8 protein-coding genes are annotated in these 13,148 nt (G+C 72.1%); 3 read left to right on the top strand and 5 right to left on the bottom strand.

Going from position 1 to position 13,148, the window contains the following annotated elements:
* Window positions 1-13 precede the first annotated feature (13 nt).
* From ACGFZQ_RS47225 to ACGFZQ_RS47205, 5 genes are all read right to left on the bottom strand, one after another.
* Window positions 14-1,828, bottom strand: a complete 1,815-nt coding sequence (locus ACGFZQ_RS47225) for an ABC transporter ATP-binding protein (protein WP_393845709.1) — start codon at window positions 1,826-1,828, stop codon at window positions 14-16.
* The gene (locus ACGFZQ_RS47220) at window positions 1,825-3,525 is read right to left on the bottom strand and encodes an ABC transporter ATP-binding protein (protein WP_393845708.1); all 1,701 of its coding nucleotides are present in this window, start codon (window positions 3,523-3,525) and stop codon (window positions 1,825-1,827) included. Before ACGFZQ_RS47220 ends, ACGFZQ_RS47225 begins: the two co-directional genes overlap by 4 nt.
* Window positions 3,526-3,761: 236 nt before the next feature.
* Window positions 3,762-4,775 (bottom strand): methyltransferase, encoded by a 1,014-nt coding sequence (locus ACGFZQ_RS47215; protein ID WP_393845707.1) that lies wholly within the window; start codon window positions 4,773-4,775, stop codon window positions 3,762-3,764.
* 44 nt (window positions 4,776-4,819) lie between these two features.
* Window positions 4,820-6,019 carry an MFS transporter gene (locus tag ACGFZQ_RS47210; RefSeq protein WP_351734077.1) on the bottom strand — a complete coding sequence of 400 codons (1,200 nt, stop codon included), beginning with the start codon at window positions 6,017-6,019 and terminating at the stop codon, window positions 4,820-4,822.
* A gap of 59 nt (window positions 6,020-6,078) precedes the next feature.
* The gene (locus tag ACGFZQ_RS47205) at window positions 6,079-7,098 is read right to left on the bottom strand and encodes a dipeptide epimerase (protein WP_393845706.1); all 1,020 of its coding nucleotides are present in this window, start codon (window positions 7,096-7,098) and stop codon (window positions 6,079-6,081) included.
* A gap of 464 nt (window positions 7,099-7,562) precedes the next feature.
* On the opposite strand from ACGFZQ_RS47205, the gene ACGFZQ_RS47200 reads away from it, so the two are divergent.
* The 3 genes from ACGFZQ_RS47200 to ACGFZQ_RS47190 are packed head-to-tail and all read left to right on the top strand — an operon-like array spanning window position 7,563 to window position 13,146.
* On the top strand, window positions 7,563-11,483 hold the full coding sequence (locus ACGFZQ_RS47200; protein WP_393845705.1) for an amino acid adenylation domain-containing protein: 3,921 nt from the start codon (window positions 7,563-7,565) through the stop codon (window positions 11,481-11,483).
* Window positions 11,483-12,481 carry a fatty acid desaturase family protein gene (locus ACGFZQ_RS47195; protein WP_382530211.1) on the top strand — a complete coding sequence of 333 codons (999 nt, stop codon included), beginning with the start codon at window positions 11,483-11,485 and terminating at the stop codon, window positions 12,479-12,481. The genes ACGFZQ_RS47200 and ACGFZQ_RS47195 overlap by 1 nt, the downstream gene beginning before the upstream one ends.
* 17 nt (window positions 12,482-12,498) lie before the next feature.
* Window positions 12,499-13,146: a GNAT family N-acetyltransferase gene (locus ACGFZQ_RS47190; RefSeq protein ID WP_351734069.1), complete on the top strand. Its 648-nt coding sequence runs from the start codon at window positions 12,499-12,501 to the stop codon at window positions 13,144-13,146.
* The last annotated feature ends 2 nt before the right edge of the window (window positions 13,147-13,148 follow it).

The following is a 13,148-nucleotide window of genomic DNA, read 5'->3' as shown; positions in this document are numbered from 1 at the left end:
GCGGGGAGTGCGGTCAGCGGGGGTTCGGGAAGGCGTCGGCGGGGCGTTCGGCGGTGGCGCGGCTGCCGGCCCAGGCCTGCCACAGGGCCGCGTACCGGCCCTCGGCGGCGAGGAGTTCGTCGTGGGTGCCCTCCTCGACGATCCGGCCGGCGTCCAGCACGACGACCCGGTCGGCCGCGGCGGCCTGGCTCAGCCGGTGGGCCACGACCAGCGCCGTACGGCCCCGCAGCGCCTGCTCGGCGGCCTCGTCGAGCAGCCGGGCGCCCGAACTGCCGGCCTCCGCGGTCGCCTCGTCGAGCACGACGACCGGCGGATCGGCCAGCAGCAGACGGGCCAGGGCGAGTTGCTGGGCGCGGTCGGCGGTGAGCCGGTGGCCGCCGTCGCCGACGACCGTGTCCAGCCCCTCCGGCAGGGCCTCGGCCCAGCCGAGGGCGCCCACCCGGGCCAGCGCGTCCCACAGCTCCTCGTCGCTCGCGTCCGGGCGGGCGAGGCGCAGGTCGTCGGCGAGCGGCCCGGCGAACACGTGCACCTCCTGGGTGACGAGCCCCACCAGCCGGCCGGACTCGTCCGGTTCGGCGCCGCCGATGTCGACCCGGCCCGACTCCGGGCGGTGCAGCCCTGCCACCAGCTTGGCGAGCGTCGTCTTGCCCGCACCGGTGGTGCCGACCAGCGCGATCCGCTCCTTGGGCCGCACCTCCAGGTCGACACCGCGCAGCACCGGACGGCCGGGCACGTACGCGTGCGAGACACCGGCCAGGGTCACGGACGGGTCCGCCCCGGCCGTCGTACCGGCGTCCCGCCGCCCGGAGACCGCGGGCACCGGCTCGTCGATCACACCGACCAGCCGGGCCAGGCCCGCCGTCGCCGACTGGGCGTCGTCGAGCAGCACCAGCGCGGTGTTGACCGGACCGAAGAGGCTGTGGAAGTACAGGGCGGCGGCCGTCGCCGTGCCGACCGAGGCGGAACCGGACCGCACCAGCAGGAACCCGGTGCCCAGGACGGCGGCGAGACCCACGTACTCGGCGATGTGCAGCCTGCTGTAGAAGCGCAGCACCAGCCGCACCCCGCGCATGGTCAGTTCCACCGCCGCCCGCGAGCGCTCGGTGACCCGGCGGCCGTGGCCGTCCTGGAGCCGGTACGCCCGTACCGTGCGGGCCCCGCCGATGGTGTCCAGCAACTGCTGCTGTTGCTCGCCGGTGGCGATCCGCTCCTGGGCGTACAGGGGGACGGCGTTGCGCACGTACCAGCGCGCGGTGTGCGCCTGCACCGGCACGGCGAGCAGCGCGGCCAGCAGGAACCGCCAGTCCAGCAGGGCGAGGGCGCCCAGGGTCAGCACGATCGACAGCGCGGAGCGGGCGAGTTCGGGCAGGGCGGTGCGCACCGCGTCGGCGACCCGGGAGACGTCCCGGGTGACCCGGGAGTTGAGGTCGCCGGAGCCCGCCCGCTCCAGCCGCTCCAGCGGCAGCGCCAGGGCACGCTCCACGAACAGTTCGCGCAGCCGGGCGAGCGCGGTCTCGCCGAGCCGGGACACCAGCGACATGCCCAGCGCGGTCGTCACGCCCTGCACCACGGCCACCCCGGCGAGCGCGAGCACGGGCGCGGTGAGCGCGTCGGGGGAGCGGCGCCGGGTGACCAGGTCGACGACATGGCCGAGCAGCGGCTGGGTGAGCAGGCCGACGGCCGTGGCGAGCACCATCACGCCGAAGCCGGCGGCCGCCAGCCCCCGGTTCGGGCGCAGCAGTTCGCGTACGGCCGCGCGGGTGCGGGCGGGTGTGGCGGTGGGCAGCAGAGCCCGCCCGGGATCGGCCCCTCGGTCGGTCCGGGTCATGCGAGCACCGCCGTCCGGTAGGTCTCGTGGGTCAGCGCCAGCTCCGCGTGCGTGCCCTCGGCGCCCACCCGGCCGCCGTCCAGGAACACCACCCGGTCGGTGACGGCGAGCAGCGCCGGGCTGTTGGTCACCACGACCGTCGTCCGGCCCTGCCTGATCTCCCTGAGCCCCTCGGCGATACGGGCCTCGGTGACCGCGTCCACCGCGGTCGTCGGATCGTGCACGACCAGGACCGGCGGTTCGGCGCGCAGCGCCCGTGCGAGCAGGACGCGCTGCCGCTGCCCGCCGGACAGCGACCGCCCGCCCTCCCCGACCCCGGTGTCCGCTCCGTCCGGCAGCGAACGGGCGACCTCGTCGGCGTCGGCGGCGGCCATGGCCCGGTCCGTGCGCGGGTCCGGCCCGTCGCCGCCCCCGGGGGTCACGTTCGCGGCCAGGGAACCCTCGAACAGCGCGGCGTCGTGCGCGGCGACCAGCACCGCGGCCCGCAGCCCCGCCGGGTCCAGCCGGGTCAGCGGCACCCCGTCCAGCTCCACCGAGCCCGACTCCGGGTCCGCCTCCCGGCCCAGACAGCTCAACAGGGCCTCGGCACAAGCCGGATCCGTCACCGCGATCCCGGTCAGCCGGCCGGCGGGCAGGTCGAGGTCCACGCCGTCGAGGCCGCCGAACCGCACCCCGCGCAGCCGCACCTGCCCGCGCACCCCGTCCGGCACCGGCTCGTCCCCGCCCATGACGGCGGGTCCGGCGGCCAGCACCCGGGCGATCCGGGCGGCGGAGGCGCGGCCCTGCGCCAGCTCGGTGTTGACCCAGGCGAAGGTCTCCAACGGTCCCAGCAGGAACAGCGCGAGTCCGACGGCCGAGACCAACTGCCCCAGGGTGAGCGAGCCGTCGAGCGCCAGCCGCCCGCCCACCCAGGCGATCAGTGCGATGAACCCGCCGGTGAGGGCCAGTACCAGACCGGTCTGCCACGCCTCGGCGCGCGCGGCGCGCAGGGTGGCCGCGAGGGAGACCCTGCTGGTACGGCGGTATCGCTCCACGGCCGCCCGCTGCGCGCCGAGTCCCTTCAGCACCCGCAGCCCGGCCACCAGGTCGGCCGCGACTCCGGCGGCGCCCGCGGCCCGGTCCTGCTCGGCCTCGCTGCGCCGCTCCAGCGGCTTGCTGAGCAGATGGCCCAGCCACAGCAGCACCGGCGTGCCCAGCAGCACGATCAGACCGAGCGTCACGGAGGTCAGCAGCAGGGCCACGGCGCTCACGGTGATGCCGGCGACCGCCCAGATCCCGCTCATCAGCGCCATGTTGACCGCACCGACCCGCTTGGCGTCCTCGGTGGCCACGTTGGCGAGTTCGCCGGAGAGCCGGTCCTCCTCGGCGCCGCCCCGGGGGTCGAGCACCCGGTGCACGATCGTCAGCCGGAGGGTGTGCGCGGCTTCCTCGGCGCCGCGTTCACCGGCGCGTGCGCCCAGCCGGAAGCTCCACGAGAGGCACACGTACAGGACGGCCAGGACGGCCAGCCACAGCGCCAGGCGTCCGGCGTCCTGTCCGGCCACGGCCTGGTCGACGACGACACCGATGAGCACGGGGACCAGCGCTTCCCCGAGTTGGTGCACACAGCCGAGCGCGGAGCCCAGAGCGAGCCGCCGCCCCTGCCCCCTGACCGAGCGTGCCAGGACTGCTCGCCCCGACGGTTCCCCTGATCCCACCAGCCACCCTCCGGAAACCGGTCAACTTAGGCAAGGCTACTCTAAGTAAATGCGGTGACGTCAATCCCCGATTCCCTTTCACGGGGCGGCCGATGACGGTCCGGTGGGGGTGAGCGGCGCCCTCGCGGTCCACCGCGAGGGGCTGTTACGGGTGAGGGTGCTGTGACTGTGGGAGTCGGCGGGGTACCTCGGCTGTGCGCGCCGCCCGGCGTGACGGATTCATACGGTCTCACGGGTCATTTGCGGGTCGCCTCGATGACGTTCATTCCGGGTGGTCCCTCGACGACCCCGTCGAGCACCCAGTCGGCCCGTTCCAGGAGTTCCCGATAGTCGGTGAGGGTGCGTTCGCGGGCGCCGTCGTAGAGGGCCATCATCACCAGGTCGGACCAGCTCTGGGCCGGCCGCGGGATGCCGTCCTCCGGCAGCAGGTCCTCGAAGATCCGCAGGCGGGTCCCCGCGGGGGCCGTCCGGCTGATCGCGCCGAGTATCCCGGCCACGGCGTCGTCGTCCCAGTCGTGCAGCACCCGGGAGAGCAGGTACATGTCGGCCGGCGGCGGCGCGTCGAAGAGGTTCCCGCTCCGCACCGTGCACCGGCCGAGGACGCCCTGTTCCGCCAGGAACGCCTCGGCGTGCTCGCGCACCAGCGGCTGGTCCACCAGGATCCCGCGTGCTCCCGGCTCCTCCTGGAGCACGGCCGCGATCAGCGCGCCGAACCCGCCGCCGATGTCGGCGACGGTTCCGCCGACAGGCCAGTCCAGCAGCGGCACACACGGCAGGGACAGCAGCCGGGCCTGCTCCGCCATGGCCTCGCCGAACACCTGCTGCTCTCGCGGGCGGGTCGCCAGATGGTCCCAGAACCCGGTGCCGAGCACGGACTCGGTGGCCGGCCTGCCCGTCCTGATCGTCTCGGTCAGACCGTGCGCGACGTCCAGTATTCCGAACGTCGCGAAGGTCGCCCGCAACGACATCGGATGCCGGCCGCACAGCAGTCGGCCGCGCCGGGTCAGCCCCACTTCGTCGTTGTCGGGCGTGTAGGTGAACAGCGCGTGCCCGGCCAGCAGCCGTACCACCCGCCGCAGCGCGTCCGCGTCGGCGCCGACCTCGGCCGCGAGGGGCTCGACAGGGCGTGGCGCGTCCGCCAACAGGTCGGGGACTCCGAGGCGGGCGACGGCACAGACGCAGTGGACGGCGATCCCCTGCTGGTAGAGGTCAAAAAGCGCAGCGACCTCGGATAGTGACTCGTCCGTCATCTCTTCGGCTCCCACCGCTCGTCCATCGTCGAATCGGCTCCTGGCTAACCACTGAGCACGTCCGTCGTCGGCTGCCCAGGACTGCGGGGTGATTCCGTCGCGCTCTTCTCGGGCAGCAGCCGTTCGCTCATCAGCACGAAGAAGGCCGCCAGGTTCAGCAGTCCGCCGAGCAGGAAGAGGCCGTCGGGCCCGAGGGTCGGCAGGAGCAGCCCGCCGACGAAGGCGCCGACGGCGATTCCGACGTTGTACGCGGCCGAGTTCATGGCCAGGCCGATCTCGGTCCTGCCGGGGGCGACGATCAGGATGCGGCTCTGGGTGGCCGTGAAGACCGGTGCGGCGGAGAGGCCGAACAGGGCCATCATGGCGACGACGACCGCCTGTGTGGAACTGAACTGGTACATCGCGGTCAGTGCGACCGCCTGGAGCGCCACCGGCAGTGCCACGCCGACCGCGGGCATCCGGTCGACGAGGGCGCCGAGACCCAGGACGCCGGCGACGCCCGCCGCTCCGAACACCATCAGCAGCACGCTGACCGTGTCGGTGCTGAAACCGGCGTCCTTGGTGAGGAACTCGGTGACGTAGGTGAACGCGGCGAAGGCACCCGTGACGGACAGGGCGGTGGTCCCCAGCACCAGGGCGAAGCGCCGGCCGTCCGGCTGGGAGGCGTACGCCGCGTGTCCCTCCTCCGGGCGTGAGGTGGGCAGCAGCAGGGCGATCGTGACCAGCGAGAGCAGGCCGAGACCGCTGAGCACCAGGAACGGCGTCTGCCAGTCGGTCTGCTGGCCCAGCCAGGTGCCCGTCGGCACCCCGAGCACCGTGGCGAGCGACCCGCCGACGGCCGTGACGACGACTACCCGGCCCCGTACCCGTTGCGGGAACAGACCCACCGCGACCGGCATCATCACCGCCCAGAACACGGCCTGGGCGAGGGCGATGCACACCCTCGAGGCCAGCAGGATCCAGTACGACGACGTGGCCACCGAGATCCAGGTCGCGAGCACGAACACGGCGAGGACGACGGAGAGCAGTTGGCGCCGCGGGGTTCGGCGGGTCAGCTGGGCGAGCGGCACCGACATGACCGCCACCGCCAGCCCGTAGCCGGTGACCAGGTAACCCACGGACGACACCGACACGTCGAAGTCGGACGAGACGAGCCCGAGCAGTCCGATCGGCAGGCTTTCGGTGGTGTTGAACACGAAGGCGGCCAACGACAGGGCGGCGACGACAGCGGCCCGCTGTCGCATGCCGAACTGAACCATACAGATGTCCCATCTCGATCCGCGGAAGAGCGGAAGGTGTGCGTTCAGCCCCAGAGTTCCGGTGCGGGCGGGCTCAGCCAGCCGTTCACACAGGGAATCGAGGGCTCGGTGTCCTCGGTCAGGATGAGATGGCCTGCGATGTCCCGGAACTCGGCGAGACCGGCCACCTGGAACGCCGCGGCCGTCGCCAGCGAACTCGCCGCGAAGCAGCCCACCATGAGGCGCAGACCGCGCTCGCGTGCCTGCTCGACGATCCGCAGCGCCGCGGTGAGGCCGCCGCACTTGTCGAGCTTGATGTTGACGCCGTCGTAGAGCTCGGAGATGCGGGGCAGGTCCTCCTCGCCGTAGAACGACTCGTCGGCGATGATCGGCACCGCGTGGGTCAGCCCGCGCAGTCCTGCCTCGTCGTCCGCGTGGACCGGCTGCTCCACCATACGAACGTCGTGGCGGGCCAGCACCGGAAGCATCTCCTCGAGCCGCCCCACGGTCCAGGCGCAGTTGACGTCGACCACCAGCTGGGCGTCCGGCCGCAGCCGGCGGGTGACCTCCAGCCGCTCGATATCGTTGTCCGACCCCAGCTTCAGTTTCAGGACACGGCAGTCGGAGCTGTCCCGCAGTTCCTGCTCGAACTGCGGTGCGTCCGCCAGCGAGATGGTGACCATGTCCTCCAGCGGAACGGGCTCGGGCAGACCCAGCAGGCGCCAGACCCTGGTGCCGCTCTGCTTGGCCTCGAGGTCCCACAGGGCGGCGTCGACCGCGTTCCTGGCCGGGCCGGCCGGCAGGAGCTTGAGCAGGTCCTCGCGGGTGACGCCCGCCTCGATCACCGACCGCACGGACTCCAGTTGTCCGGCCGTCGCCGCCCTCGGGTCGGCGTGCGGGCTCTCGAAGAGTGTGGCCTCGCCCCGGCCCGAAACGGAGCCGTCCGACAGAGCCACCCGGATCAGAGGTGCGGAGACAACATGATGCGCCCGCGCAAAGCTGTACGGCAGATTGAAGGGAATTTCAAGAAAGGTGACATCCAGTTTCACGACCGCCCCAATTGTCCGGAGAATTGGAGAAAGCATTACCGGATCGCGCCGTCCATGAACAGTCGTCCTCGAGTGGCGACCAACGGAAAGTGGACGCTACACGATCTCCCTGGGCATCTGGAACCCGACAGTTCAATCATGGCCGAAAAGTGGCGAGGTCAAAATTCGGCCAAGGTGGCCGGTCGGTATCCCCTTCGTCCTCCCGCTGCCAGGAAAATGCACTCTTGACTCTGCGCGCGGAGTGCAGCAAAAATACCGAAGTGCATCCAGGTCCGTGTGTGGCACAAGTTTGCCTGGGCAGGATCCTGAAGATGCCTTCGATCTCCGCCCACCGGCCGGATTGATCACTCCGATCCGTAAAGCGCATCCGCTCCTTTCATTCAAGATCACCTCCTGTTTTCCAGGGGGAGGTTCGGCGCACGCATTCATTTGTGCCGTCATGCCGGAAGAGCATCTCGGAAGGACGAGTGTTGTCTGTTCACAGCAGGGAAATTTGGCCGTTGCTCGGCGCGCAGCAGGGCATCTGGTTCGCCCAGTCGGCCGATCCTGCCTCCACCGCCTACAGCATCAGCGACTGCCTCGACATCCACGGCCCGGTGGATCCGGACCTCGTGCGGGCAGCGCACAGTCGGGTCGAGCAGGAGGCCCAGGCCCTGCGACTGCGGTTCGCCGCCGGTGACGAGGGCCCTGTCCAGTATCTCGACGAGTCGGCGAGTTCTCCGCTGCACTACCTGGACGTCAGCGCCGAGGAGGATCCGGTCGCCGCGGCGGAGACCTGGATGGCCGCGGACGGCACCAGGCCGGTACGGCTGCCGGACGACCCCCTGTGCACAACCGCCCTGTTCCGCATCGCCCCCGACCGCCACATCCTCTACCGCCGGGTCCACCACCTCCTGCTCGACGGCTGGAGCCTGGCGCTGCTCCACAACCGGACCGCGGCCGTGTACACCGCGCTCGCCCGGAACCGGCCGGTGGACGACACGCCTTTCCCGCCGTGGCACACCCTGCTGGAGGACGAGACGGAGTACCGCTCCTTGCCACGCCTCGGCAGGGACCGTACGTACTGGGTGGAACGGCTCCGCGGCCACCAGGACCCCGTCCGGCTGACGTACGCGCCGGCCGCGGCCTCCCGGCCGGCGCACCGCCGCCGGGCGGCTGTCGCGCCGCGGACGCTCGGTCGCCTGCGGGAGGTGGCGGAGACCCTGGGCGTCGCCCGCCAGGATCTGCTGCTGGCGGTCACCGCGGCCTACACGGCCCGGATGACCGCCGCGCGCGAGATCGTCCTCGGGGTGCCGCTGACCGCGCGCCTGGGCAGGAACCAGCGCGACGTCCCCGGTATGACCACCAACGGCCTGCCGATCCCGCTCGCCGTGGACCCGGACGGGTCCCTCGCCGAGCTCGCCCACCGCACCCAGGCGGCCGTCCGGGAGGCCGGTCTGCACAGCCGGTACCGCAGCGAGGACCTGATCCGCGAGCTCGGTCTGGTCGGCACCCGGCGCTCCCTGTGGGGGCCGGTGGTCAACATCATGGACTTCCCCTACGAGCTGGGGTTCGACGGGCATCCCGCGACGGTGCGCAACGTCTCCCGCACCGCGGTGGACGACCTCTCGGTGACGTTCTTCCGGACCTCGTCGGAGGACCGGATGGAGCTGCTCGTGGACGCGCATCCGGACCGCTACGGCCCCGCGGAGGTCGACGCTCACCTGGAGCGCCTGCTGTTCCTGCTCGACTCGGCCGGCCGCGCGGACTGGCACGGCACGCCGCTGTCCGAGCTGCCCCTGACGAGCCCCGCGGAGAGAGAACGGGTGCTGGCCTGGGCCCGTGGGCCGGAGTGCCCCGTCGCGGACGTCTCCGTGCACGGCATGGTCGAGCAGTGGGCGGCGCGTACCCCGCAGGCCCCCGCCCTGGAATTCGGGGACAGGGTTCTGAGCTTCGCCGAGGTCAACGGGCGGGCCAACCGGCTGGCCCGCAGGCTGGCCGCCGCGGGGGTGGGCGCCGGGCACCGGGTGGCGTTCGCACTGACCCGGTCGACGGACCTGCACGTGGCGGCCCTGGGTGTGCTCAAGACCGGCGCGGCCTTCGTACCACTGGACCCGTCCTACCCGCTGCCCCGCCTGGCCTTCATGGTGGACGACGCCAAGCCGACCCTGGTGCTGCTGCACTCGGCGACGGCCCACCTCGGTCCCGCGCTCGGCGCCGAGTACCTCGGGCTGGACGAGGCCGAGGTGGTCCGAGAGCTGCGGGAGCTGCCGGACCACGACCTCACCGAGGACGAGACCGGCGGCTTCCGCCCCGACCAGCCGGCCTACGTCATCTACACGTCCGGTTCGACCGGTGTGCCCAAGGGCGTGGTGGTCCCCCACCGGGGAGTCGTCAACCTGACCGCGGCCTACGTCGACCGGCTGGACGCGGGACCGGGGACACGGACGCTCCAGTTCGTCTCGTCCAGCTTCGACGCGTTCGTCGGGGAGATGACCCAGTCGCTGTTCAACGGGGGCACGCTGGTGGGCGCCCCCGCGGAGCGGCTGGTGCCGGGCCCCGAACTGACCGCGCTGATCGGCGAGAAACACATCAACGACCTCGTCCTGCCGCCCTCGGCGCTGGAGGTGATGGCGCCCGAGGACATGCCGCCCGGGGTCATCGTGTCGGTGGTCGGAGAGGCGTGCAAGCCCACCGTCGTGGAGCGCTGGGCCCCTGTCTGCCGGCTGTTCAACGGTTACGGCCCGACGGAGACGACTGTCGCCACCGCGATGAGCGAGCAGCTGGAGCCGGCACCGTCGGCCGGAGTCCCCCCGATCGGCCGCCCGCTGCGCAACGTGCGCACCTACGTCCTCGACGCCCGGCTGGAGCCGGTGCCGACCGGGGCGGTGGGCCAGCTCTACGTGGCGGGGGCCGGCGTCACCGCCGGTTATCTGGGCCGCGACGACCTGACCGCCGAGCGGTTCCTGGAGGACGCTTTCGGCCCGCCGGGAGCCCGCATGTACCGCACCGGCGACCTGGCGCGGTGGACCGCCGACGGGGAGCTGGTCTTCGTCGGCCGGGACGACGATCAGGTCAAGGTACGGGGTTTCCGGATCGAACTGGGCGAGGTCGAGACGGCCCTCGCCCGCTGTCCCGGGGTGGCCCAGGCCGCCGCCGCGGTGCACGACGGCGAGCAGGGCGACCGCCGGCTGGTCGGATACGTCGTCGCCGAACCCGGCGCCCGCCTGGACCCGGCGGGTCTGCGGCAGCGGCTGGCCGACGAACTGCCCGCCCATCTGACACCGCATCTGGTGACCGTGGTCGACGCCATGCCCCGCACGCTGAGCGGAAAGCTGGACCGCAAGGCCCTGCCCGCCCCCGTCGTCCCGTCGGCCGCGGCGCGCCGCCGGATGCCGCGGACCTCCACCGAGGAGATCCTGGCCGGGCTGTTCGCCGAGACGCTGGGGCTGCCCCAGGTCGGGATCGACGACAGCTTCTTCGACCTGGGCGGCCACTCCCTGTCGGCGACACGGCTGCGAGGCCGGGTGCGGCGCAGGCTGGGTGCGCAGGTGTCCGTGCGCGACCTGTTCGAGGCACCGTCGGTGGCAGGCCTCGCCCGCCGCCTGCAGAAACGTTCCCAACAGGACGACGAGGTACTGGTGCCGCTGCGCCCGGCCGGGAACGAGCCGCCGCTCTTCTGCGTCCACCCGGCCAGCGGCGAGTCCTGGGGTTATCTGCGGCTCGCGGGACACCTCCCGCCGGACCTGCCCCTGTACGGACTCCAGGCACGGGCGAGCGAGGATCCGGCGCACCGGGCGGCACGGGTCGAGGAGATGGCCGCCGAGTACGTCGCAGCCGTCCGCACCGTCCAGCCGCACGGCCCGTACCGGTTGCTGGGCTGGTCCTTCGGCGGCCTGGTCGCGCACGCCATGGCGACCCTGCTCCAGTCACGGGGCGAGGAGGTCGAGTTGCTCGCGCTGCTCGACAGCTATCCCCGAACGGACACCCACATGAACGAGCCGCTGACGGAGGACGGGGCGCTGCGGGCGCTGCTCCGCTACTTCGACGTCACGGCCCCCGCCCCGCCGGACGGCCGGCTGACACCCGGGCTGGTCACCGAGGCTCTCCAGACGCACGGGGGACAGCTGCAGCACTTCGAGGAGAGCGACACGGCGTCGATGATGCACATGTTCCAGCACACCAGCGAGCTCGCCTGCGATTTCACCCCCGGGACGTTCGAAGGCGACGCGCTGTTCTTCGCCGCGGCACTCGACCGGGCCGCCGACGCCCCCGTGCCGGACGCGTGGCGGTCTCATGTGAGCGGGCGGCTGGTGGTCCATGCCCTCGAGTCCCGGCACGACGACCTGCTCCACCCGGCCCCGCTGGAGCGGATCGCCGCCGTGATCGACAACGCGCTCCGGCCGGACGACGCGCCCCGGCACCAGTCTCTGGAGGAATGATGAGGTCCGGCAACTTCCAACCCCCGGCCACGGGTACGGCGGCCGGGGCCCAGGCACCGGTGCCAGAGCCGGCCACGCCATCGGCCGGGGACGGCAAGGAGGACCTGCGGGCCTCGCTGAAACGCTTACGCGTCGAGGTGAACGGCAGGCTGTTCGCCCTGAAACTCGCTCTGTGCGCCGTGCTGACGGCGGCCGGGATCACGGCGGCGCTGCAACAGCCGTGGTGGCTGCGGTGCGCGGGCATCGTGCTCACCGGATGCATGTTCGCCCACGCCGCCGAACTCCAGCACCAGACCCTGCACGGCCTGGGGTTCCGCGGACACCGGGCCAACACGGTCGCGGGGATCGTGCTGGGCGTGCCGATGCTCATCTCGTTCGCCGCGTACCGGGTCGCGCACCTGCGCCACCACCGGTATCTCGGCACCCCGCTGAACCGGGAGTTCTTCGACTACGGCGACCAGTACGGCGCCGAGGAGGACCGCAACCGGCTGCGTACCGCGCTCAACTGGTTCGTGCGGTTCTCGATGCTGCACCACTACGCGCTGTTCCTGCGCAACCTGTTCGACTCGCTGCGCGGCCGGGACTTCGAGGGCGAGACCGCCACCACCTCGCGCCGTATCCGCCGTGACCATCTCGTCGTCCTGGCCGCGCTCGTGGCGATGACCGTGCTGTCGTTCGCGCTGGGCCGGCCGGTCGTCGTCCTGGTGTGGGCACTGCCGCTCTTCCTCGTCGCCGCACCGGTGCACGCGGCGATCGAACTGCCCGAGCACTACGGCTGCGAGACGCTCGACGAGGATGCCTTCGCGAACACCAGGACCATCCGGTCGAACCGCTTCATGTACTGGTTCACCAACGGCAACAACTTCCACGTCGAGCACCACCTGCTGCCCAACCTCCCGATCGAGCGGCTTCCGGAGGCTCACGTCCTGGTGCGCGACCGGCTGCGGCACTTCCACTCCGGCTACGGCCGCTTCTTCTACCGACTGCTGCGCAAGTGACCCGGAAGGCATCGGCAATGGGATCCCTCTCCCTCAGGCTCGTACGGTCGGCCGCGGACCGGAATGCGGTACTGCGGCTGCGCGACTCCGTCTACGTCCACGACCAGGGGCGTCTCGCCGACGCCGCGGACACCGCCGAGACGTTCGACCGGTTCGACGACCGGGCGGAATACATCCTCGGCTGTCTGGACGCGGAGCCGGTCGGCACCATCAAGGTGGTCCCGGACTCGGCCGCCGGGCTGCCCTGCGACGACGTCGTGGATCTGGCCGGGATCCGGCCGGGGCACCGGCTGGTGGAGTTCGGACACCTCATGACCCTGCCCGAGGTGCGCCACCACCGCATCGGCATGGCGCTCATGCGTGAGGCGCTGGTCCACAGCGTGCGCGAGCACCGGGTGACACGTGTCCTCGGGGACTTCTTCGCGGACGACTCCGGCGGCCTGCGGTCGTTCTACACGCAGCTCGGGTTCGTGCCGGTGGGCAGGCCCTACCCGGACACCCGCTTCCAGGGGGCACCGCTGAGCGTGGTCGGGATGCTCGACATCGACCACGCGGTCCGGCTGGCCAGGACCCCCGAGGGACGCGCCGTGCAAGGGCTCCAGTACTTCTTCGGGGACTACGACACCCACGCGGGCGGCCTTCCGGCCCCCGCGGCAGGGAGGTGAGC

The sequence above is a fragment of the Streptomyces sp. NPDC048254 genome (assembly GCF_043201895.1).
Lineage (GTDB): Bacteria > Actinomycetota > Actinomycetes > Streptomycetales > Streptomycetaceae > Streptomyces.
This window is presented reverse-complemented; position numbering and strand designations above follow the sequence as displayed.